Here is a 20,810-nt window from a genome sequence, read left to right on the forward strand (position 1 = left end):
GGGCGCCAACCGCCAAGGACAGGGGCCGGTGGCCACCGGCCCCTGTCCTGCCCTCTCTTCTACCTCAGCGAGGGCTGCACTCCAGATACAAGGGCTGGCCCAGGCCTCGACGAACTCCCCTCACCCGGAGCCGCTTCGCGTCTCCGACCTCTCCCGCAAGCGGGAGAGGCAAAAGGAAGTTCGGCTCGACCGGTCTGCTTCGGAGGTCCGCATGACCGGCACCCTCTACGGGCTCGGCGTCGGGCCGGGCGATCCGGAGCTGGTCACGCTGAAGGCGCTGCGGCTGCTGCGGGCGGCCCCGGTCCTGGCCTATCCGGCGCCGGATGTCGGCGACAGCTTCGCCCGTACGATCGTAGCGCCGCATCTGCAGGGCGGCCAGACGGAGATCCCCATCCGCGTGCCGATGCGGGTCGACCCGGCCCCGGCCCAGGCGGTCTACGACGCCGCGGCGGTCGAGATCGGCGGCCATCTCGATTCCGGCCGCGACGTGGCGGTGCTGTGCGAGGGCGACCCGTTCTTCTACGGCTCCTTCATGTACCTGTTCGGCCGGCTGGCGGAGCGCCACCGGGTCGAGGTGGTGCCCGGTGTCTCCTCGCTGACCGCCTGTGCCGCCGCCACAGGCCTGCCGCTGGCCGCCCGCAACGACGTGCTGACGGTACTGCCGGCTCCGCTGCCGGAGGACGAGCTGCGGCCGAGGCTGCAGGCCGCCGAGGCCGTGGCGGTCATGAAGCTCAGCCGACACTTCAAGAAAATATCGCAATTGCTTGAAGAAACTGGATTGTATGAGAATGCGCGTTATGTCGAGCGGGCCACGCTGGGCCATCAGCGCGTGCTGAAGCTGAGCGAGGTCGACCCCGAGACCGTGCCCTATTTCTCGATGATCCTGGCGCATCGGCGCGGGGCGGCGTGGCGATGACGGCGCTGATCACCCTGACCCCGGGCGGGCTCACCACCGCCCAGCGGCTCAAGCCGGCGCTGCCGGGGGCGGCGATCCACGCGCCGTCCTGCCGCGTCACCGGCGCCGACATCACTTTCGGCAAGCTGGCCGACCATCTTCGCACCCTGTTCGCGGCGGGTGAGCCGATCATCGGCCTCTGCGCCGCCGGCGCCCTGATCCGCATCCTGGCGCCGCTGCTGTCCGACAAGCGCGCTGAGCCGCCGGTGCTGGCGGTGGCGGAGGATGGCAGCGCCGTGGTGCCGCTGCTCGGCGGCCATCACGGCGCCAACGACCTGGCCCGGCAGGTGGCGCAGATCCTCGGCATCGCCCCGGCCATTACCACCGCCGGCGACCTGCGCTTCGGCGTGGCGCTGGACGATCCGCCACCCGGCTGGCGCCTGTCGGACGCCAGCGATTACAAGAGTTTCGCCGCCGATCTTCTGGCCGGCGAGACCGTCCGCCTCGACGGCGACCTGCCCTGGCTGGCCGAGGCCGGCCTTCCGCTCGACCCGGCCGCGCGGAAGGCCATCGTCGCCAGCCCCCGGGCCCTGCCGGCGGACCCCGACCGGCTGGTGTTCCACCCGGCGGTGCTGGCGGTCGGCGTCGGCTGCGAGCGCGGCGCCGAGGCGGCGGAGATCGAGGCGCTGATTCGTGAGACGCTGGCCGGGGCCGGGCTGGCCCTGGAGGCCGTGGCGGCCCTGGTCTCGGTCGACCTCAAGGCCGACGAGGCCGGGCTGCAGGCGGCGGCGCGGGCGCTCGGCCTGCCGCTGCGGGTGTTCGATCCGGCGACGCTGGAGGCCGAGACGCCGCGCCTGGCCAACCCGTCCGAGCTGGTGTTCCGAGAGATCGGCTGCCATGGCGTGGCCGAGGCCGCGGCGCTGGCCGCTTCCGGTCCGCAGGGCCGGCTCGTCGTCGCCAAGCGCAAGTCCCGCCGCGCCACCTGCGCCGTGGCCGAAGCGCCGGCGATCCTCGACCCCGACCGGATCGGCCGCAAGCGCGGCACGCTGGCGCTGATCGGCATGGGCCCGGGCCGCGCCGACTGGCGGGCGCCGGAGGCCGACCGGCTGATCGCCCGGGCCACCGACCTGGTCGGCTACAGCCTGTACATCGACCTGCTCGGCCCGGCCGCCGCCGACAAGGCGCGGCACGACTACAAGCTCGGCGAGGAGGAACTGCGGGTGCGCGCCGCGCTGGACCTGGCGGCGGAGGGGCGGGACGTCGCCCTGATCTGCTCCGGCGACGCCGGCATCTACGCCATGGGCAGCCTGCTGTGGGAGCTGATCGAGCGCGGCGGCCGGCCGGACTGGCGCCGGGTCGAGGTCACGACCGTGCCCGGCATCTCGGCGATGCAGGCGGCCGCGTCCCGGATCGGCGCGCCGCTGGGCCACGATTTCTGCGCCATCTCGCTGTCCGACCTGATGACGCCCTGGCCGGCGATCGAACGGCGGATCGCGGCAGCGGCGCAGGGCGATTTCGTCGTCGCCTTCTACAACCCGGTGTCGCAGCGCCGCCGCTTCCAGCTGGCGCGGGCCCGCGAGATCCTGCTGGCGCACCGCCCGGCGGCGACCCCGGTGGTGCTGGGCCGCAATCTCGGCCGCGACGGCGAGACCTTGACCGTCACCACGCTCGGCGAGCTGACGGTCGAGATGGTCGACATGCTGACCCTGGTGCTGGTCGGCTCCTCGGAAAGCCGGGCGCTGGTGCTCGGCGACGGCACCCCGCGCGTCTACACGCCGCGCGGCTATGGCGACAAGCCGGAGGCGCAACGGGCATGACCGTGCATTTCATCGGCGCCGGGCCCGGCGACCCGGACCTGCTGACCCTGCGGGGGCGCGACCTGATCGCCCGCTGCCCGGTCTGCCTCTATGCCGGCTCGCTGGTGCCCGAAGCGGTGGTGGCGCATGCGCCAGCGAAGGCCCGGGTGATCGACACCGCGCCGCTGCATCTCGACCAGATCATCGCCGAGATCGAGGCCGCCCATACCAAGGGCCAGGACGTCGCCCGGGTGCATTCCGGCGACCCGTCGCTGTACGGCGCGATCGCCGAGCAGATCCGGCGGCTGAAGGCGCTGGGCATCCCCTACACCATCACCCCCGGCGTGCCGGCTTTCGCAGCCGCCGCCGCCGCCTTGGGCACCGAGCTGACCCTGCCGGACGTCAGCCAGACCGTGATCCTGACCCGGACCACGATGAAGGCCTCGGCGATGCCGCCGGGCGAGGAACTGGAGACGCTGGGCCGGTCCGGCGCGACGCTGGCGATCCACCTCTCGATCCGCAACATCCCGGCGGTGCGCCGGGCGCTGGAGCCGAACTACGGCGCCAATTGCCCGGTGGTGGTGGTCTACCGCGCCACCTGGCCGGACCAGCAGATCATCCGCGGCACCCTGGCCGATATCGGCGCCAAGATACGCGCGGCGAAGATCACCCGCACCGCGCTGATCCTGGTCGGCCGCGTGCTGGGCGACACCGAATTCACCGACAGCGCCCTCTACGACCCGGCGCATGTCCATGTGCTGCGCCCGAAGCGCGGCACGAAAGTTGCTTCTGCTTGACCTTGACGTTCTGACCCTGGAGACCCTCGATGAAACTCGCCAAGACCCTTGCCCTGACCGCCCTGGCGACGCTGCTGCCGGTGGCGGCCTATGCCCATCCGGGACATGACGTGACCGGCTTCTCGGCCGGCTTCGAGCACCCGTTCTCGGGCCTCGACCACATCCTCGCCATGGTCGCGGTCGGCATCTGGGCCGGCCAGGTCGGCGGCCGCTATATCTGGCAAGCGCCGCTGGCCTTCCTGACCCTGATGGCGGTCGGCGGCATCGCCGGCATCCAGGGCCTGGGCCTGCCGATGGTCGAGCTCGGCATCGCCGGGTCGATCATCGTCTTCGGCGCGCTGATCGCCCTGGCGGTGCGGCCGGTGGCCTGGATCGGCATGGCGGTGACCGGGGTCTTCGCCGTGTTCCACGGTTATGCCCATGGCGCCGAGATGCACCCGGATTCCTCGGCCCTGACCTATGGACTCGGCTTCATCGCGGCGACCGCGATCCTGCACGGCATCGGCATCGGCGCGGCGCTGGGCCTGAACCGACTGCGCTTCGCCCCGGTGGAGCGCGCCCTGGGCGCCGCCATTGCCGTGGCCGGCGTGGTCATCGCGGCCGGCTGAGCCAGTCCAGCGCCCCGGCGATGTCCGGCACCGCCGGCGTCGCGGGGAGCGCCGGACGCCGGATCATGACCACCGGGATCGCCGCCTCGCGCGCCGCCGCCAGCTTCGCCGCCGTGGCGTCGCCGCCGGCATTCTTGGCGACGATGCCGCGGATGCCGTGCCGGGCGATCAGGGCGCGCTCGCCGTCCAACGTGAACGGGCCGCGCTCGCTCAGCAGCAGGCAGTCCGGCGACAGGTCCTCCGCTGCCGGCGGCTCGATCGAGCGCAGCACGAAGCGCAGGGCGGGGCAGCGCTTGAACGGCGCCACCTCCTGCCGGCCCAGGGTCAGCAGCACGGCCGAGCCGGCCGGCAGCGCTCCGGTCAGCCAGTCGGCCGCTTCGGTGGCATCGGCCACGTCGATCCAGCGGTCGCCCGGCGCCGGCGTCCAGGCCGGCCGCTCGATCCGCAGCATCGGCACGCCCAGCCTGTCGCAGGCGGCCGCGGCATTGGCCGACATGGTTGCGGCGAAGGGGTGGGTGGCGTCGATCACCCGGTCGATCCGCTCGGCCCGCAGATACGTCGCCAGCCCGTCGGCGCCGCCGAAGCCGCCGATCCGCACCGCGCCCGGCAGCGCCGCCGGCGCCCGGGTGCGGCCGGCCAGCGAGGTGGTGACCTCCCACTCGCCAGCCTGTGCCAATGCGCGGGCCAGTGCCGCCGCTTCGGTCGTGCCGCCGAGGATCAGCACCCGCCTACCAGCCATCGGCGGCCCCCACCAGCCCGCCCTGGCGGTCGAACACCAGGATCTCGACGGCGACGCCGCGGCCCTCGACCACCGACTGCGCGGTGGCCTGGGCCCGTCGCGCCACCAGGTCTGCCAGCGCGATGCCCGAGGCCAGGTCCAGCACCTGCTTGGCCGTGTTGGCGCGCCGCGTCTGCTCGACCATCGCGGCCGGGGCGCCGGCCTCCGCCAGCCGGTCGCCCAGCCAGTCGAAGTCGACCTCGCTGCGGCCGGAATGCAGGTCGAGGAAGCCCTGCGCCAGCTTGGTCAGCTTGGCGAAGCCGCCGCCGATGGTCAGGCGCGGGATCGGATGCGCCTTGAGGTATTTCAGCAGCCCGCCGGCGAAATCGCCCATGTCGAGCAGCGCCGTGTCCGGCAGGCCGTAGCGCGCCGCCACCGCGGCCTCGGAGGTCGACCCGGTGCAGCCGGCGACATGGGTCAGGCCCAGCGCCCGGGCGACGTCGATGCCGCGATGGATCGAATGGATCCAGGCGGAGCAGGAGAACGGCACGACCACGCCGGTGGTGCCCAGCACCGACAGGCCGCCCAGAATGCCGAGCCGCGGATTCCAGGTCTTCCGCGCCAGCCTCTCGCCGTCCGGGATCGAGATCTCGATCACCACATCGCCCGGATCGCCGTGCTCGGCGGCTATGGCGGAGACAACCTCGGTCATCATCCGCCGCGGCACCGGGTTGATCGCGGGCTCGCCGGGCGGGATGGGCAGGCCGGGCAGGGTGACGGTGCCGACCCCTGGGCCCGCCTGGAACCGCACGCCCGACCCGGCCACGCCGCGCCGCACCTCGGAGATCACCAGCGCGCCATGGGTCACGTCCGGGTCGTCGCCGGCGTCCTTGATGATGCCAGCACGGACCCAGCCGGCGCCGCGGCCCTCCAGCGCCAGGGCGAAGGACGGGGTCTCGCCGCGCGGCAGGGTGATCGCCACTGGGTCCGGGAAGCGGCCGGTCAGCAGCGCGGTATAGGCGGCGGCGGTCGCGGCGGTGGCGCAGGCGCCGGTGGTCCAGCCGCGCCGCAGCGGTCCCCCCTCGGGTGTTTCGGCTGGTTTACGGGCCATACGGGTTTCGATACAGGATGCGTCGCAACCTGCCTAGCGGCCTTGCCGCATGGCTTTTAAGGTTCCGCTGATGATTGATCTTCCTCTGTCCTTTCCGGCCTTCGAGCCCGGCTGGGTCTGGCTGGTCGGCGCCGGCCCCGGCGATCCCGGCCTCTTGACCCTGCACGCGCTGCACGCGCTGCGCTCGGCCGATGTCGTGGTCTATGACGCGCTGGTGTCCGACGCCATCATCGGCCTGGCGGCGCCGGGCGCCGCGCTGGAATTCGCCGGCAAGCGCGGCGGCAAGCCCTCCCCGAAGCAGCCCGACATCACGGCGAAGCTGATCCAGCTGGCCCGGGCCGGCAAACGCGTCCTGCGCCTGAAGGGCGGCGACCCCTTCGTCTTCGGCCGGGGCGGGGAGGAGGGGCTGGCCCTGGTCGAGGCCGGCATCCCGTTCCGGATCGTCCCCGGCATCACCGCGGGCGTCGGCGGCCCGGCCTATGCCGGCATCCCGGTGACGCATCGCGACACCAACCACGCCGTCACCTTCCTGACCGGCCACGACGCCACCGGCGACGTCACCGCCGGGGTCGCCTGGGACGCGATCGCCCGCGGCTCGCCGGTGATCGTGGTCTATATGGCGATCAAGCATATCGCCCGGATCGCGGCCCATCTGATCGAAGGCGGGCGGTCGCCCGCCGAGCCGGTGGCGGTGATCAGCCGGGCGACGACGCCGCAGCAGCGGGTGCTGGAGACCACACTGGCCAGGGCGGCGGAGGATGTCGCGGCCCAGGGCATGGAGGCCCCGGCCGTGGTGGTGGTGGGCGAGGTGGTGCGGCTGCGCGCGGCCCTCGACTGGCTCGGCGCGATCGACGGCCGGGCCCTGACCCCGGACCCGCTCGGCACCCGCTCGAAGGGCGAGGCGGCCCCCTGACCATGAGGGCTTGCCCTGGCCTGATGATCGCGGCGCCCGCCTCCGGCAGCGGCAAGACGGTGGTGACGCTCGGCCTGCTGCGGCACCTGCGCGACCATGGCGTCGCCGTGGCCACGGCCAAGTCCGGGCCGGACTATATCGACCCCGCCTTCCATGCCGCGGCCCGCGGCCGGCCCTGCGTCAACCTCGACGGCTGGGCGATGCGGCCGGAGACGCTCGATTCGCTGGCGGCGCGACAGACCGAGGACGCCGATCTGCTGATCGTCGAGGCGGCGATGGGGCTGTTCGACGGGGCGCCCGGGCCCGGCTCGGTCGGGGACGGCTCGGCGGCCGACCTCGCCGCCCGCTTCGGCTGGCCGGTGGTGCTGGTGCTGGATGCCGGCGGCCAGGGCTTTTCCGCCGCCGCGGTGCTGGCCGGCTTCAAGAGCTTCCGCGACGACGTCCGGATCGCCGGCGTGATCTTCAACCGGGTCGGCAGCCCCCGGCATGAGGCGATCCTGCGCCGCGCCGCCGCCCATGCCGGCCTGCCGGTGCTCGGCCTGGTCCCGCGGCTGCCGGCTCTGGCGCTGCCCTCCCGCCATCTCGGCCTGGTCCAGGCCGGCGAGCACGCGGCGCTGGAGGCTTTCCTCGCGGCAGCCGGCGAGGCGGTCGGGGCGGGGGTGGATGTGGAGAGTTTGCTCCGAGTAGGTTGGGTTCGCGAGTCGCGAACCCAACAACTGGGCGGCTCCGGCGGAGACATGTTGGGTTCGCCGACGCGAACCCAACCTACGAATATCCCATCCCTCGGCCAGCGAATCGCCATCGCCCAGGACACGGCCTTCGCCTTCGCCTATCCGCACCTCCTCGCCGCTTGGCGCGCGGCGGGGGCGGAGATCCTGCCGTTCTCGCCGCTGGCCGACGCGGCGCCGGACCCCTCCGCCGACGCGATCTACCTGCCGGGCGGCTATCCCGAGCTCCAGGCCGGCCGCCTGGCGGGCAACCGCCGCTTCCTCGACGGGCTGCGCGCGGCGGCCGGGCAGGGCCGGCCGATCTACGGCGAATGCGGCGGCTACATGGTCCTCGGCACCGGCCTCACCGATGCCGAGGGGACCCGCCACGCCATGGCCGGGCTGCTGCCGGTCGAGACCTCCTTCGCCGAGCGCAGGCTGCATCTGGGCTATCGCCGTGCCGCCCTGGCCGCCGCGACGCCGCTCGGCGACGCCGGCGCGGCCTGGCGCGGTCATGAGTTCCACTACGCCTCGATCCTGTCCGAAGGGCCGGGCGAGGCGCTGTTCGAGGCCTGGGACGCGGAGGGCGCACCGCTCGGCCGCCTCGGCCGGCGCGCCGGCTCCGTCTTCGGCTCCTTCTTCCACCTGATCGACCGGGCATGAGCATGGTTCCGCATGGCGGCGATCTGGCCGCGGCCGAGGCCCGCTGGGGCCGTCCCGCCGAGGGCTGGCTCGACCTCTCCACCGGCATCAACCCGGCGCCCTATCCGATCCCGCCGATCGATCCTGCCGCCTGGCACCGGCTGCCGCAGCATGACCGGCTGCGCAAGCTGCTGGAAGCCGCTCAAACCTGCTACGGCGCCCCGGCGGACGCGCCGATCGTCGCCGCGCCGGGCACCCAGATCCTGATCCAGCTGCTGCCCCGGCTGCGGCCGGGCGCCCGGGTGGCGATCCTCGGGCCCACCTATGGCGAGCACGCCGCCTGCTGGTCCGCGGAGGGCGCGTCGGCGGCAACCGTCGGCTCGCTTGAGGAGGCCGCGGCGGCCGAGGTCGTGGTGCTGGTCAACCCGAATAATCCGGATGGCCGAATCATCGGATCAAAGCACCTGCTGGCCCTGGCCGACGACCTGGCGGCGCGGGGCGGCCTGCTGGTGGTCGACGAGGCTTTCGCCGAGGTGGCGCCGGCCGCCAGCGTCGCGGTCGCGGCCGGTCGCCCCGGGCTGCTGATTCTCCGATCGTTCGGTAAATTCTTCGGCCTCGCCGGAATCCGCCTTGGCTTAGCCCTGGGGACGACGGCGGAGATCGACCGGCTGGCGCGGTGGCTCGGTCCTTGGGCGGTGCCGGGCCCTGCGATCGAGGTCGGCATCGCGGCCCTGTCGGACCGGGGCTGGCAGGACGAGACGCGGGCGCGCCTCTCGGCGGATGCCGCGCGGCTTACCAACCTGCTCACCGACCATGGCTTCTCCGATCGGGGCGGCACCGGCCTGTTCCGGCTGGTGGAGCACCCCGAGGCGGCAAGGGTCTGGGACCGTCTCGGCCGTGCCGGCATCCTGGTCCGGCCCTTCCCGGACCGGCCGGCGCTGCTGCGCTTCGGCCTGCCGGGCGATGGCTTCGCCCGGCTCGCCGCCGCGCTCGGCTAGGATCCCGTCTCGGGCCGCGGCCAGGCGTTGCGGGCCCAGTTGCCGACATAGAAGGCCAGGACCAGGGAGAAGCCGGTGCCGATCCAGGTCGACTGGCCGTCCAGATGGAACCAGATGACGAAGGCGGCCAGCCCGGCCGAGGCCGCGTAGAGGAACAGGGCGGGAAGGCGGCTGCCGACCTTGATGTCGGCGGAAGCGGCCATCTCGGCGCCCGGGCCGGTCAGCCGCGTCGTCCGGCGTGGTTCGCTCTCCTGCAGCTCGACCGTTACCCGGCCTCTCCGGGCCTTGGCCGTGCGGCGGCCGCGGCCCGAGGTGAGCGAGACCAGGATCATCGACACCACCATCGCCGCCACCGCCCAGTCGAAGGCGACCACCATGATCAGCCCGGTCGAAGGGCGCCGCTCGGTCCAGTACAAGTGCCGGGCGAGCAGCGTCAGCAGCACCACGGCCGCGGTGAACATGCCGCCGACCAGCAGCATCGCGGAGGGGAGGCGGTGTGTCTTGGATTTCGGCATCGGCCCGACCATAGTCCTGGCCGCGACAGCCGCAACCTCAACCTGAATCTGTTTTAAACTTAAAGCATCTATGATTAGATGGATGCAATCGCTTCCGCCCGACGGAGGCGCGTGAAAGACTGGCGGCGCGACCGGCGGCCACCGCCGGCGCCCGACAAGAAACGGGGGAGAGCATCATGGCGAGACGCGTTCCGGCCCTGCTGGCGGCCGCGCTGTTGACGGCGGTGTCGTTCGCGGCGCAGGCCGAGGAGGGCAAGCTCAAGATCGGCTTCATGGCCACGCTCTCCGGCCCGCCGGCGGCGCTGGGCCAGCACATGCGCGACGGCTTCCAGCTCGGGGTCAAGGAGCTGGGCGGCAAGCTCGGCGGGCTGCCGACCGAGGTGGTGGTCGAGGATGACGAGCTGAAGCCCGACATCGCCGTCAACAAGGTCCGCAAGCTCCTGGAGAGCGACCAGGTCGACATCGTCGTCGGCGTCGTCTTCTCCAACGTCATGATGGCGATCGCCAAGCCGGTGACCGGCGCCGAAAAGATCCTGATCAGCCCGAATGCCGGGCCGTCGCCCTTGGCCGGCAAGGGCTGCAGCCCGTATTTCTTCTCGGTCTCCTACCAGAACGACCAGAACCACGAGGTCATGGGCAAATACGCCCAGGACAAAGGGTGGTCCAAGGTCGCCCTGATCGCCCCGAACTACCAGGCCGGCAAGGACGCGCTGGCCGGGTTCAAGCGCCACTACAAGGGCGAGGTGGTCGAGGAGATCTACACCCAGGTCAACCAGCAGGATTTCTCGGCCGAGCTGGCGAAGATCGCGGCGGCCGGGCCGCAGGCGGTGTTCGTGTTCATGCCCGGCGGCTCCGGCGTCAACCTGGTGCGGCAGTATCGCCAGGCCGGCCTGGCCGACCGCATCCCGTTCCTGTCCGCCTTCACCGTCGACGAGACCACGCTGCCGGCCACCAAGGACGCGGCGCTCGGCCTGTTCGCCGGGGCGCAATGGGCGCCGAATCTCGACAACCCCGCCAACAAGGCCTTCGTCGCCGCCTTCGAAAAGGAATACGGCTACGAGCCGGCGCTCTACGCCGCCAACGGCTACGACGCCGCCAGGCTGATCGACGCCGCCATCCGCCAGGCCGGCGGCAAGACCGACGCCGAGACGCTGAAGACCGCCATCCGCGATGCGAAGTGGACCAGCGTCCGCGGCGATTTCGCCTGGAACAAGAACAACTTCCCGGTGCAGGACTTCTACCTGACCGAGGTGGTGAAACGCGACGACGGCAAGATCGTCACCAGCCGGGTCGAGACCGTGTTCCCGCGGTACGGCGACGCCTACGCCGACCAGTGCTCGATGGATTGAGCGGAATGGCGGCCGGCCGGTGAGCACCACCCTCCTGGTCGTCCAGGCCCTGAACGGGCTGCAGCTCGGCGTGTTGCTGTTCCTGATCGCGGCCGGGCTGACGCTGGTCTTCGGGGTGATGGACTTCATCAACCTGGCGCATGGCGTGCAATACATGCTGGGCGCCTATTTCGCCGTCGCCTTCTACGGGCTGACCGGGCACTTCCTGCTGGCCCTGCTGCTGGCGCTGGCGGCGGCGCTGCTGCTGGGCCTGGTGCTCGAAATCCTGGTGTTCCGGCACCTCTACGGCCGCAGCCATCTCGACCAGGTGCTGGCCACCTTCGGGCTGATCCTGTTCTTCAACGAGGCGGTGCGGGCGGTCTGGGGCTCGTCGCCGCTGAGCATCCCGATGCCGGAGGTGCTGTCGGGGTCGATCGCGCTGATGCCGGGGCTTTTGTACCCGATCTACCGCCTCGTCGTGCTGGCGGCCGGGCTCGGCGTCGCCCTGCTGCTCTGGCTGCTGATCGCCCGCACCCGGGTCGGCATGCGGGTCCGGGCCGGGGCCAGCAACGCCGACATGGTCTCGGCCCTGGGCGTCAACATCCGCCGCCTGTTCATGATCGTGTTCGGCGTCGGCACCATGCTGGCGGGCTTCGCCGGCGCCCTGGCCGGGCCGATCTTCGCGGTCGAGCCGAACATGGGCGACAACTTCCTGATCCTGGCCTTCGTCGTCATCGTCATCGGCGGCATCGGCTCGATCAAGGGCGCCTTCATGGCCTCGCTGCTGGTCGGCCTTGTCGACACGCTGGGCCGGTCCTTCGCCACCGACCTGTTCCGCCTGGTTCTGGCGCCCGCCGCGGCCAACCAGGTCGGGCCGGCGCTGGCCTCGATGCTGATCTACCTCTTGATGGCCGCGATCCTGTTCTGGCGCCCGGCCGGGCTGTTCCCCGCCCATGGCCAGTGACGCGATGAGCACAGCGGAAATCGGCACATCCCCGTCGGCGCTGCGCTCGGTCTGGCCGGCGCTGCTGATCTTCGCCATGCTGGCGTTGGTGCCGGTCATGGCGCCGCTGCTCGGCGGCAGCTACCCGCTGACCGTGGCCGGCCGGATCATGATCTTCGCCATCGCCGCGGTCAGCCTCGACCTGATCCTCGGCTATGGCGGGCTGGTCTCCTTCGGCCACGCCGCCTTCATCGGCCTCGGCGCCTATGCCGTCGGCGTCCTGATGGATGCGGGGCTGGAGGAGGGGCTGGTGCTGCTGCCGGCGGCGATGCTGGCCGCCGCGCTCTTCGCCCTCCTGACCGGCGCGGTGTCGCTGAAGACCCGCGGCGTGCACTACATCATGATCACCCTGGCCTTCGGCCAGATGGCCTATTTCACCATGACCAGCCTGTCGGCCTATGGCGGCGATGACGGGCTGACGCTGTGGTCCCGGCCGCTGGTCGCCGGCTTTGATTGGCTGAACGACCGGTCAGCCTTTTACTACATCGTTCTGCTCCTGCTGGTTGCGGCCTGGGCGCTGTGCCACGCGGTCACCCGGTCGCGCTTCGGCCGGGTGCTGCGCGGCTGCCGCGAGGATGAGGAGCGGATGCGCGCCCTCGGCTACGACCCCTTCGCCTACCGCCTGGCCGCCACCGTGATCGCCGGCGCCATCGCCGGCCTGGCCGGGGCGCTGCTGGCGATCCAGGCGGAGTTCGTCAGCCCGGCCTACATGTCCTGGCAGCGCTCGGGCGAGCTGATCGTGATGGTGGTGCTGGGCGGCATCGGCAGCCTGCACGGCGCCATCGTCGGCGCCGCCGCCTTCCTGCTGGCCGAGGAGCTGCTGTCCGGCGTCACCGAGCATTGGCGGCTGATCTTCGGGCCGCTCTTGATCCTGGTGGTGCTGTTCCTGCGCGGCGGGCTGGGCGGCCTGCTGGGCAAGGTGCGGCATGACTGATCCGGTGCTCGCCGTCGAGAATCTGAGCAAGCGCTTCGGAGCCCTGACCGTCACCGACGGCGTCGGCTTCGATGTCCGGCCTGGCGAGATCCACGCCCTGATCGGCCCGAACGGCGCCGGCAAGACCACGCTGATCCAGCAGATCTGCGGCCGCCTGGTGCCCGATGCCGGCACCATCCGCTTCCTCGGTGAGGACATCACCCGCCTGCCGACGCATCGCCGGGCCCAGCGCGGCCTGGCCCGCACCTTCCAGATCGCCCGGCTGCTGCCGGGCTTCACCACGCTGCAGAACGTGGCGACGGCGGTGCAGCGCCGCCGCGGCTCCAGCTTCCGCTTCCTCCGCCCGGTCGGCCGCGAGCGGGAGATCGACGCGGCCGCCCGGGCGCTGCTGCAGCGCACCGGCCTCGCCGCCCGGGCCGAGATACCGGCCTCCGCCCTGAGCCACGGCGAGAAGCGCCAGCTCGAGCTCGCCATGGCCCTGGCGCTGGAGCCGAAGCTGCTGGTGCTGGACGAGCCGATGGCCGGCACCGGGCGCGAGGAGACGGTCCGGCTGGTCGAGCTGCTGAGCGGCCTGGCCGGCACGCTGCCGATGATCCTGGTCGAGCACGACATGAGCGCGGTCTTCGCCCTGGCCGACCGCATCTCGGTGCTGGTCTACGGCCGCGTCATCGCCACCGGCACGCCGGCCGAGATCCGCGCCAGCCCGGAGGTCCGCGCCGCCTATCTCGGCGAGGAGGCGGCGTGACCGCGCTGCTGGAGATCGAGGGGCTTGAGGCCGGCTATGGCGGCGCCCAGGTGCTGTTCGGCGTCTCCCTGACCGTGGCGGCGGGGGAGATCGCGACCCTCCTCGGCCGCAACGGCATGGGCAAGACCACGATCATCCGCAGCCTGCTGGGCCTGCTCCGCCCGGGTGCCGGCCGCATCCGCTTCGACGGCGCCGACATCACCGGCCTGCCGCCCTACCGCATCGCCCAGGCCGGCATCGGGCTGGTGCCGGAGGGCCGGCAGATCTTCCCGACCCTGACGGTCGAGGAGAACCTGGTCGCCACCGCCGCCGATCGCTTCCGCCGGGCCGCGCCCTGGACCCTCGACCGCGTCTACGCCGTGTTCCCGCGGCTGGCGGAGCGGCGGCGCCACCGCGGCAGCCAGCTCTCCGGCGGCGAGCAGCAGATGCTGGCGATCGGCCGGGCGCTGATGACCAACCCCAAGCTGCTGGTGCTGGATGAGGCGACCGAAGGCCTGGCGCCGCTGATCCGGGCCGAGATCTGGGACTGCCTCGACCGGCTGAAGCGCGAGGGCCAGTCGATTCTGATCGTCGACAAGACCCTCGACGCCCTGCTGCGCCTGGCCCAGCGCCACGCGGTGATCGAGAAGGGGCGGGTGGCGTGGAGCGGCACCAGCGCCGAGCTCGCCGCAGCCGAGGGCATACGGGACCGCTATCTCGCGCTATGATCGGATATCGTCGTCCAGCCGGGAGTGCCAGATGAACACCGCCAATCTCCAGCTCGAAGGCGTCTATGCCGCCTTGACGGCGCTGATGACGGCACTTCGCGACAAGGGGCTGCTGGACCAGGACGAGATCGACCGGGCGCTGGCCAAGGCGGAGGCCGGCCTGGTTGCCGATGTCCGGCGCCCGGCCGAGGTCAGCGCCGCCAATGTCGAGGCGATCTGCTTCCCGCTGCGCTATCTGCGCATGGCCAACAAGGCCGCGGCGGAGGAGCCGGCGCCGTCCTTCTCGGTCCTGGCCGCCCGGGTCGGGCAGAGCAGGCCGCGCGGGCAAACTGTCTGACAAATAGCCGTTGCGCCGCTTCCCGAGCGCTGCCAGAGTTTCATCGGGGCTCGCAAGAAGCCCCGGGTGACTGTTGTTTCGACAGCACGATATCGGGGAGGACGTCCATGGGCGATCATGAGCATCGCAGCAGGCGTGATTTCATCATGGCCGCGGCGGCGACGGCGGGTGCGGCAGCCGCGCTCGGCGGGCTGGATTTCAAGATGGCGGCCGAGGCGGCGGAAGCCGTCGGCCGGTCCGAGAAGCCGCTGAAGGCGGCCTTCTCCAACGCCGGGCTGCAGGCCACCTGGTGCGCCCAGGGCAAGCAGGCGGCGGAATACTGGGGCAAGCTGTTCAACGTCGAGATCACCTGGTTCGACGGCGAGCTGGCAGCGCCGAAGCAGCGCACCGCGATCGACAACATGGCCTCCCAGAAATGGGACTTCGTGGCGATCCAGGCCTTCGGCATCGGCACCCTGACCCAGCCGGTGCAGAAGATGATCGACGCCGGCACCCCGGTGATCGACATGGACACGCTGATCGCGCCCTTGGACCAGATCAACGTTCACTCCTTCCTGGCCCCGGACAACGAGTTCATGGGCGCGTCGGTGACCCAGGCGCTGTGCAACGCCATCAACGGCGAGGGCACCATCATCATGACCCAGGGCGCGCTCGGCCACACCGGGGCGCAGGGGCGGGCGCGCGGCTTCGAATCGGTGGTCAAGCAGTTCCCGAAGGTCGAGGTGCTGAACACCGACCCGGCCGACTGGGACGTGTCGAAGACGGCCCGGCTGTGGGAGACGCACCTGACCAAGTATCCGAAGATCAGCGCCGCCTTCTTCCACAACGACGACATGGCGCTGGCCGCCTACAACGTGATGAAGGCCCGCAACCGGACCGACATCCTGATCGGCGGCGTCGACGCCATGCCGCCGGCGATCCAGGCGGTGGCGGACGGGCGCATGTACGCCACCGTGCGCAACCCGTCCTGCCGCATCCATGGCGGCGCGGTGATCGCCGGCGTCGCGGCGGTCGTCGGCGGCGAGAAGACGGGGCCGGGCGGCATCCCGAAATCCGTGGTCACCGACGGCCCGGTCGTGACCAAGGCGAACGCGGCCGGGATGCAGTGGATGCAGGATCACTTCCTGATCTGATCGCGGCCTGTCCGGTCGAGCGAGCAAATGCAAGCAGGCAGTCGGCTCCCGAGCCGAACTCTCAGTCCCAAGCTGTCATGCCCGGGCTTGACCCGGGCATCCAGAGACTGTCGACGCTCTCTGGATTGCCGGGTCAAGCCCGGCAATGACAGTGGGGGAGTGGCTCGTTTGCCCGGCGAGCATGGCCGAACAGCAACATGCAGACCCGCACGATGACCCAGACCCCTGTGCTCGAGCTCAGCGGAATCTCGAAGGCGTTCGGCGGCGTCCGGGCCCTTCGGGATGTCGACTTCGCGCTCCAGGCCGGCGAGATCCACGGCCTGGTCGGCGAGAACGGCGCCGGCAAGTCGACCCTGATGAAGATCATCGCCGGCGTGCATTCGGACTATGAGGGCCGGATGCGGATCGACGGCCGCGACGCGCGCTTCCGCTCGGCCCGCGACGCCCTGGCCGCCGGCGTCGGCATGGTGCATCAGGAGCTGAGCATCGTGCCGGACCTCAGCGTCGCCGAGAACGTGTTCCTCGGCTCCCAGCCGCTGACCCGGCTCGGCGTCGTCGACTGGGCCGGCATGCGCCGCGCGGCGGGGGAACAGCTGCGCCGCCTCGGCATCGATCTCGACCCGCGCACCCCGGCCGGCGCGCTGCCGATCGGGCTGCAGCAGCTGATCGAGATCGCCCGGGTGCTGTTCTCCGGCGCCCGCATCATCATCCTGGACGAGCCGACCTCCGCCCTGTCGCCGCCGGAGATCGAGCGGCTGTTCGGCGTACTGCGCCGGCTGCGCGACGAGGGGCGCAGCTTCGTCTTCATCTCGCATTTCCTCGACGACATCCTGCGGATCTCCGACACCGTGACGGTGTTCCGCAACGGCCAGCGCGTCACGACCGCCCCGGCCGCCGGGACCGACAAGATGATGCTGATCGACCGCATGATCGGCACCGGCCACGACGAGCTGGAGGAAAGCTACACCGGCGAGTTCCGGCTCGACCCGAAGCCCGGCCACCCGGTGGTGCTGTCGGTCGACGGGCTGTCGCTGGCCGGCCGCTACCGCGACATCTCGCTCGAGGTGCGGGCCGGCGAGGTGCTGGGCATCTACGGCTTCATGGGCTGCGGCCAGCTCGAGCTGGCGCGGACCCTGTTCGGCAAGCTGCCGTCCGACAGCGGCCGGATCTCGGTCGCCGGGCGCCCCGCACGGCTGTCCAGCACCGCCAAGGCACGGCGGGCCGGCATCGCCTTCGTGCCGGAAAGCCGGCGGGCGATGCTGTTCCACCACGAGCCGATCTACAAGAACGTCTCGATCAGCATCCTCGACCGGATCTCGCGCTGGCTGCTGAAGCCTGAATCCGAGCGCGGCATCGCCCGCAAGCATGTCGAGGCGCTGCGCATCCGCACCCCGCATGTCGATGCCGAGATCGGCGCGCTGTCGGGCGGCAACCAGCAGAAGGTGGCGCTGGCCAAGTGGCTGACCTACCCGCCGCGGGTGCTGATCCTGAGCGAGCCGACCCGCGGCATGGATGTCGGCGCCAAGGAGGATGTGGTCGGCATCGTTCGCGGCCTGCGCGACCAGGGCATCGGCGTCGTGGTGGTCTCGGCCGAGCCGGAGACGGTGCTGGCGCTGGCCGACCGCATCCTGGTGATGCGCAAAGGCGAGATCGCCCGTGAATTCGCGGACGGCACGGTCAGCAAGGACCGCCTGCTCGAGGCGGCGTGACGAGGAACGGAAACCTGATGGGCGCGCAGACCACACAGACCACCCCCGGCCCCGGCGCCCGGATCGGCGCGATGCTGGGCAGCCAGCTGCGCAACATCGCGCCCTTCATCACGCTGATCGCCCTGCTGGTGTTCTTCGGCGTCGCCAGCCCGTCCTTCCTGACGGTCGACAATTTCAGCAACATCCTGAACCAGGTCTCGGTCACCGCGATCATCGCCGTCGGCCTGACCTTCGTCATCCTGTGCGCCGAGATCGACCTGTCGGTGGCCGCCATCGCCAATGCCGCCGGCATCGTCGTCGCCTTCTTCACGCTGCAGGAATCCTATGTGAACATCGCCAACGTGCCGCTGCCGGGCTGGGCCGCGATCCTGGTGGCGCTGGCCAGCTGCGTGGCGCTGGGCCTGATCAACGCCTTCGGGGTGACCCGGATCGGCATCCCGTCCTTCATCATGACGCTGGCGATGATGCAGATCGGCGCCGGCATCTGCGCCATGCTGGTGCGCGGCCAGATCGCCTATGCCGTGCCGCCGATCCTCGTCACCCTCGGGTCGGGGTCGATCGGCGGCATCCCCTGGATCGTGATCGTGGCCGGGATCACGCTGCTGGTCGCGCATCTGGTGCTGACCTATACGCGCTTCGGCCGCTACGTCTACATGGTCGGCGGCAACCGCGAGGCGGCGGAGTTCTCCGGCGTCAACGTCCGGGTCATCATCGGCGCGGTGCTGGTGATCTCGGCGGTCTGCTCCGGCCTCGCCGGCATGCTCGGCGTGGCCTATTTCGGCAGCGCCCAGCAGAACGAGTTCGACACCTTCCTGCTCGATGCCATCGCCGCGGTGGTGGTCGGCGGCACCAGCCTGTTCGGCGGCCGCGGCGGCATCGGCAACACCATCATCGGCGTCTTGATCCTGGGCGTGCTGAACAACGGCCTGGACCATGTCGACATCGACAGCTTCCTGAAGATCCTGATCCGCGGCCTGATCCTGCTGGCGGCCCTGGTGATCAACGTCTACGCTCAGCGCCTGCGGACGGTGCGCGGCGCTACGCCCGCTTGACGGCGTCGCGCCGATCCCTATCTAGGGGACGCCCGGCGCCCTTTCGTCGAGGTCGATGCACCAGAGACGAGCATAGATGACGGAGCCCATGGCCACCTCGCAGACCGGCCCGGCCGCGCCTACGGACGACCACGAGGACATCCTGTATCCGGAGGCGGGCCCGTTCGTCCTGCTCCATCTCGCCAGCTTCGCGGCGATCTGGACCGGCGTCACCTGGCAGTCCGTCGTGATCTGCGTGGTCCTGTATTTCCTGCGCATCTTCGCGATCGGGGCCGGCTACCACCGCTACTTCGCCCATCGCGCCTATTCCACAGGCCGGGTCTTCCAGTTCATCCTGGCCTTCCTGTCGCAGAGCACGGCGCAGAAGAGCACGCTGTGGTGGGCCGCCAAGCACCGGCACCACCACCTGCATTCCGACACCGAGCATGACGTGCACTCCCCCCGGCACCGAGGCTTCGTCTACGCCCATCTCGGCTGGATCTTCTCGACCCGCCACCGCACGACGGATCTGAGCAAGATCGCCGATTTCACGCGCTACCCCGAGCTGATGCTGCTGCACAAATACGAGCTGACGCCGGCCGTCATCCTGGCCGCGATCACCTTCCTGATCGGCGGCTGGCCCGGGCTGGTGGTCGGCTTCGTCTGGAGCACGGTGCTGGTCTATCACGGCACCTTCTGCATCAACTCGCTGGCCCATGTGCATGGCCGCAAGCGCTACGTCACCGGCGACGATTCCCGCAACAACTGGCTGCTCGCCCTGATGACCATGGGCGAGGGCTGGCACAACAACCACCACGCCTATCAGAGCAGCGTGCGCCAGGGCTTCCGGTGGTGGGAGGTCGACCCGACCTTCTACATCCTCAAGGCCCTGTCCTGGTGCGGCGTGGTCTGGAACCTGAAAACCCCGCCCGAGGCCGTGCTGCGCAACGAGCAGCGGCTCGGCACCAAGATCATCGAGCGCGCGGCGGCCGAACTGGCGGCGACCTTCCCGGTCGAGCGGATCGCGGCGGCGCTGCACGAGGCGCGGGCCCACGCCCATGCGCCGACCCTGGCCGACATCCGCGACGCCCTGGCGACCGCGCAGCACAAGACCGTGGATCTGCTGGCCAAGGCGCATGTCCCGGGCTTCCCGACGCGGGACGAGATCCGCCTGCGCGCGACCGCGATGTTCGCCAAGACCCGGTCGATGGAGGACATCGTCGAGCGCGCCCATCGCCTGATCCTGGAAGCCCTCAGCAAGCGCCTGGCCGCGGCCTGAGCCGCGGCGCCGATTGACCGCCCGTCCCACGCCGCCTACTGTGCCGCCATCGCGCAACCGGTTCCCCGAAGGCGGACGCCAGAGGGGTGAAAAGGGAACGCGGGATGGTCTTGTCCTTTCAGGCCTGATCCGCGGCTGCCCCCGCAACTGTAGGCGGCGAGCCCACCTCCGACAGCCACTGGCCGATGGCCGGGAAGGCGGAGGCAGGCGACGACCCGCGAGCCAGGAGACCTGCCGGCGAGGCGATGCGTGCGAACCGCCGGGCGGGGTGAACCGGTGGCGCGGGATGCGCGGCGCCTTCGGTGCCGTCTCCGGCGTCCAAGCCCTGTCCGGCCGAGCGAGGGGCGAGGGCGTGTTGCATCGACCGACTGATGTCTGAGCTGCCGGCGGCGACGCTGGTGCTGGGCGGCGCCCGGTCGGGCAAGAGCCGCCATGCCGAGGCGCTGGTCGAGAGCCAGCCCGGCGACTGCCTCTATCTCGCCACCGCCGAGGCCTGGGATGCCGAGATGGTGGAGCGGATCTCCCGCCACCAGACGCAGCGCGGCTCGCGCTGGCGCACGGTCGAGGCGCCGCTGGAGCTGGTCGCGACCCTCGGCCAGGTGGCGGGCCCGGGCCGTGCCGTGCTGGTCGACTGCCTGACCCTTTGGCTGTCCAATCTCATGCATGCCGACCGCGACATCGCCGCCGAGACCGACCGGCTGGTGCGCTGGCTCGCGGCCCCGCCCGGCCCGGTGGTGCTGGTGTCGAACGAGGTCGGGCTCGGCATCGTCCCCGACAACGCCCTGGCCCGCGCCTTCCGCGACCATGCCGGGCGCCTGCACCAGGCCGTGGCCGCCGTCGTGCCCGCCGTCGTCTTCGTCGCCGCCGGCCTTCCCCTGACCCTGAAATCCGCCTGAGGACCCCG

General features: G+C 71.2%; 21 protein-coding genes and 1 riboswitch. Of the genes, 18 read left to right on the plus strand and 3 right to left on the minus strand.

Translation table 11 applies throughout. From position 1 onward, the window contains the following. Positions 1 to 211 precede the first annotated feature (211 nt). From cobI to ACFW16_RS23220, 4 genes are read left to right on the plus strand one after another with little or no spacing between them, the layout of a single operon-like run. Positions 212 to 916, plus strand: coding sequence for a precorrin-2 C(20)-methyltransferase (gene cobI, locus ACFW16_RS23205; RefSeq protein ID WP_380309452.1), 705 nt, complete (start codon positions 212 to 214; stop codon positions 914 to 916). After that, entirely contained in the window at positions 913 to 2,712 is a 1,800-nt protein-coding gene (gene cobJ / locus ACFW16_RS23210) for a precorrin-3B C(17)-methyltransferase (protein ID WP_380309454.1), read from the plus strand. The genes cobI and cobJ overlap by 4 nt, the downstream gene beginning before the upstream one ends. After that, positions 2,709 to 3,488, plus strand: a complete 780-nt coding sequence (gene cobM / locus ACFW16_RS23215; RefSeq protein ID WP_380309456.1) for a precorrin-4 C(11)-methyltransferase — start codon at positions 2,709 to 2,711, stop codon at positions 3,486 to 3,488. The genes cobJ and cobM overlap by 4 nt, the downstream gene beginning before the upstream one ends. A gap of 29 nt (positions 3,489 to 3,517) precedes the next feature. Beyond that, positions 3,518 to 4,096 (plus strand): HupE/UreJ family protein, encoded by a 579-nt coding sequence (locus tag ACFW16_RS23220; RefSeq protein WP_380309458.1) that lies wholly within the window; start codon positions 3,518 to 3,520, stop codon positions 4,094 to 4,096. On the opposite strand, the gene ACFW16_RS23225 is transcribed toward ACFW16_RS23220, so the two are convergent. Continuing rightward, on the minus strand, positions 4,080 to 4,835 hold the full coding sequence (locus ACFW16_RS23225) for a cobalt-precorrin-6A reductase (protein ID WP_380309460.1): 756 nt from the start codon (positions 4,833 to 4,835) through the stop codon (positions 4,080 to 4,082). The two genes, ACFW16_RS23220 and ACFW16_RS23225, sit on opposite strands and share 17 nt — an antisense overlap. Beyond that, complete coding sequence (locus tag ACFW16_RS23230) at positions 4,825 to 5,925, minus strand: cobalt-precorrin-5B (C(1))-methyltransferase (RefSeq protein ID WP_380309462.1); 1,101 nt, start codon at positions 5,923 to 5,925, stop codon at positions 4,825 to 4,827. Before ACFW16_RS23230 ends, ACFW16_RS23225 begins: the two co-directional genes overlap by 11 nt. 70 nt (positions 5,926 to 5,995) lie before the next feature. Between ACFW16_RS23230 and cobA the strand changes: the two genes are divergently transcribed. The 3 genes from cobA to cobD are packed head-to-tail and all read left to right on the plus strand — an operon-like array spanning position 5,996 to position 9,185. Then, the gene (gene cobA / locus ACFW16_RS23235; protein ID WP_380309464.1) at positions 5,996 to 6,838 is read left to right on the plus strand and encodes a uroporphyrinogen-III C-methyltransferase; all 843 of its coding nucleotides are present in this window, start codon (positions 5,996 to 5,998) and stop codon (positions 6,836 to 6,838) included. 2 nt (positions 6,839 to 6,840) lie between these two features. Further along, on the plus strand, positions 6,841 to 8,208 hold the full coding sequence (locus ACFW16_RS23240) for a cobyrinate a,c-diamide synthase (protein ID WP_380309466.1): 1,368 nt from the start codon (positions 6,841 to 6,843) through the stop codon (positions 8,206 to 8,208). Next, on the plus strand, positions 8,205 to 9,185 hold the full coding sequence (gene cobD, locus ACFW16_RS23245) for a threonine-phosphate decarboxylase CobD (RefSeq protein WP_380309468.1): 981 nt from the start codon (positions 8,205 to 8,207) through the stop codon (positions 9,183 to 9,185). Before ACFW16_RS23240 ends, cobD begins: the two co-directional genes overlap by 4 nt. On the opposite strand, the gene ACFW16_RS23250 is transcribed toward cobD, so the two are convergent. Next, the gene (locus tag ACFW16_RS23250; RefSeq protein WP_380309470.1) at positions 9,182 to 9,700 is read right to left on the minus strand and encodes a hypothetical protein; all 519 of its coding nucleotides are present in this window, start codon (positions 9,698 to 9,700) and stop codon (positions 9,182 to 9,184) included. The genes cobD and ACFW16_RS23250 overlap by 4 nt on opposite strands. Before the next feature lie 176 nt (positions 9,701 to 9,876). Here ACFW16_RS23250 and ACFW16_RS23255 point away from each other — a divergent pair, with 176 nt between their 5' ends. The 11 genes from ACFW16_RS23255 to cobU all read left to right on the plus strand — a co-directional run bounded on the left by ACFW16_RS23255 (position 9,877) and on the right by cobU (position 20,802). Further along, positions 9,877 to 11,049, plus strand: coding sequence for an ABC transporter substrate-binding protein (locus ACFW16_RS23255; RefSeq protein ID WP_380309472.1), 1,173 nt, complete (start codon positions 9,877 to 9,879; stop codon positions 11,047 to 11,049). Between the two features lie 19 nt (positions 11,050 to 11,068). After that, positions 11,069 to 11,992 carry a branched-chain amino acid ABC transporter permease gene (locus ACFW16_RS23260; protein ID WP_380309474.1) on the plus strand — a complete coding sequence of 308 codons (924 nt, stop codon included), beginning with the start codon at positions 11,069 to 11,071 and terminating at the stop codon, positions 11,990 to 11,992. A 4-nt stretch (positions 11,993 to 11,996) separates the two neighbouring features. After that, positions 11,997 to 12,965 (plus strand): branched-chain amino acid ABC transporter permease, encoded by a 969-nt coding sequence (locus ACFW16_RS23265; protein WP_380309476.1) that lies wholly within the window; start codon positions 11,997 to 11,999, stop codon positions 12,963 to 12,965. After that, the gene (locus ACFW16_RS23270) at positions 12,958 to 13,710 is read left to right on the plus strand and encodes an ABC transporter ATP-binding protein (RefSeq protein ID WP_380309478.1); all 753 of its coding nucleotides are present in this window, start codon (positions 12,958 to 12,960) and stop codon (positions 13,708 to 13,710) included. The genes ACFW16_RS23265 and ACFW16_RS23270 overlap by 8 nt, the downstream gene beginning before the upstream one ends. 5 nt (positions 13,711 to 13,715) lie before the next feature. Then, positions 13,716 to 14,417: an ABC transporter ATP-binding protein gene (locus ACFW16_RS23275; RefSeq protein ID WP_380309587.1), complete on the plus strand. Its 702-nt coding sequence runs from the start codon at positions 13,716 to 13,718 to the stop codon at positions 14,415 to 14,417. 31 nt (positions 14,418 to 14,448) lie between these two features. Further along, positions 14,449 to 14,754: a hypothetical protein gene (locus ACFW16_RS23280; RefSeq protein WP_380309480.1), complete on the plus strand. Its 306-nt coding sequence runs from the start codon at positions 14,449 to 14,451 to the stop codon at positions 14,752 to 14,754. Between the two features lie 107 nt (positions 14,755 to 14,861). Beyond that, complete coding sequence (locus ACFW16_RS23285) at positions 14,862 to 15,887, plus strand: sugar ABC transporter substrate-binding protein (protein ID WP_380309482.1); 1,026 nt, start codon at positions 14,862 to 14,864, stop codon at positions 15,885 to 15,887. A gap of 212 nt (positions 15,888 to 16,099) precedes the next feature. Then, positions 16,100 to 17,596 carry a sugar ABC transporter ATP-binding protein gene (locus ACFW16_RS23290; protein WP_380309484.1) on the plus strand — a complete coding sequence of 499 codons (1,497 nt, stop codon included), beginning with the start codon at positions 16,100 to 16,102 and terminating at the stop codon, positions 17,594 to 17,596. Beyond that, positions 17,593 to 18,648 (plus strand): ABC transporter permease, encoded by a 1,056-nt coding sequence (locus ACFW16_RS23295; protein WP_380309486.1) that lies wholly within the window; start codon positions 17,593 to 17,595, stop codon positions 18,646 to 18,648. Before ACFW16_RS23290 ends, ACFW16_RS23295 begins: the two co-directional genes overlap by 4 nt. 76 nt (positions 18,649 to 18,724) lie before the next feature. Continuing rightward, positions 18,725 to 19,906, plus strand: a complete 1,182-nt coding sequence (locus ACFW16_RS23300; RefSeq protein WP_380309488.1) for an acyl-CoA desaturase — start codon at positions 18,725 to 18,727, stop codon at positions 19,904 to 19,906. A gap of 41 nt (positions 19,907 to 19,947) precedes the next feature. Beyond that, positions 19,948 to 20,160: riboswitch (cobalamin riboswitch) on the plus strand. A gap of 117 nt (positions 20,161 to 20,277) precedes the next feature. Further along, complete coding sequence (gene cobU, locus ACFW16_RS23305) at positions 20,278 to 20,802, plus strand: bifunctional adenosylcobinamide kinase/adenosylcobinamide-phosphate guanylyltransferase (RefSeq protein ID WP_380309490.1); 525 nt, start codon at positions 20,278 to 20,280, stop codon at positions 20,800 to 20,802. Positions 20,803 to 20,810 lie beyond the last annotated feature (8 nt).

The organism is Inquilinus sp. NPDC058860, from assembly GCF_042743185.1.
Taxonomy (GTDB): Bacteria; Pseudomonadota; Alphaproteobacteria; order DSM-16000; family Inquilinaceae; genus Inquilinus.

Bases quoted from the DNA above. Each gene is read 5' to 3' on its own strand.
- cobI (WP_380309452.1), top strand. From the start codon at position 212: ATGACCGGCACCCTCTACGGGCTCGGCGTCGGGCCGGGCGATCCGGAG.
- cobJ (WP_380309454.1), top strand. From the start codon at position 913: ATGACGGCGCTGATCACCCTGACCCCGGGCGGGCTCACCACCGCCCAG.
- cobM (WP_380309456.1), top strand. From the start codon at position 2,709: ATGACCGTGCATTTCATCGGCGCCGGGCCCGGCGACCCGGACCTGCTG.
- ACFW16_RS23220 (WP_380309458.1), top strand. From the start codon at position 3,518: ATGAAACTCGCCAAGACCCTTGCCCTGACCGCCCTGGCGACGCTGCTG.
- ACFW16_RS23225 (WP_380309460.1), bottom strand. From the start codon at position 4,835: ATGGCTGGTAGGCGGGTGCTGATCCTCGGCGGCACGACCGAAGCGGCG.
- ACFW16_RS23230 (WP_380309462.1), bottom strand. From the start codon at position 5,925: ATGGCCCGTAAACCAGCCGAAACACCCGAGGGGGGACCGCTGCGGCGC.
- cobA (WP_380309464.1), top strand. From the start codon at position 5,996: ATGATTGATCTTCCTCTGTCCTTTCCGGCCTTCGAGCCCGGCTGGGTC.
- ACFW16_RS23240 (WP_380309466.1), top strand. From the start codon at position 6,841: ATGAGGGCTTGCCCTGGCCTGATGATCGCGGCGCCCGCCTCCGGCAGC.
- cobD (WP_380309468.1), top strand. From the start codon at position 8,205: ATGAGCATGGTTCCGCATGGCGGCGATCTGGCCGCGGCCGAGGCCCGC.
- ACFW16_RS23250 (WP_380309470.1), bottom strand. From the start codon at position 9,700: ATGCCGAAATCCAAGACACACCGCCTCCCCTCCGCGATGCTGCTGGTC.
- ACFW16_RS23255 (WP_380309472.1), top strand. From the start codon at position 9,877: ATGGCGAGACGCGTTCCGGCCCTGCTGGCGGCCGCGCTGTTGACGGCG.
- ACFW16_RS23265 (WP_380309476.1), top strand. From the start codon at position 11,997: ATGAGCACAGCGGAAATCGGCACATCCCCGTCGGCGCTGCGCTCGGTC.
- ACFW16_RS23270 (WP_380309478.1), top strand. From the start codon at position 12,958: ATGACTGATCCGGTGCTCGCCGTCGAGAATCTGAGCAAGCGCTTCGGA.
- ACFW16_RS23280 (WP_380309480.1), top strand. From the start codon at position 14,449: ATGAACACCGCCAATCTCCAGCTCGAAGGCGTCTATGCCGCCTTGACG.
- ACFW16_RS23285 (WP_380309482.1), top strand. From the start codon at position 14,862: ATGGGCGATCATGAGCATCGCAGCAGGCGTGATTTCATCATGGCCGCG.
- ACFW16_RS23290 (WP_380309484.1), top strand. From the start codon at position 16,100: ATGACCCAGACCCCTGTGCTCGAGCTCAGCGGAATCTCGAAGGCGTTC.
- ACFW16_RS23300 (WP_380309488.1), top strand. From the start codon at position 18,725: ATGACGGAGCCCATGGCCACCTCGCAGACCGGCCCGGCCGCGCCTACG.
- cobU (WP_380309490.1), top strand. From the start codon at position 20,278: ATGTCTGAGCTGCCGGCGGCGACGCTGGTGCTGGGCGGCGCCCGGTCG.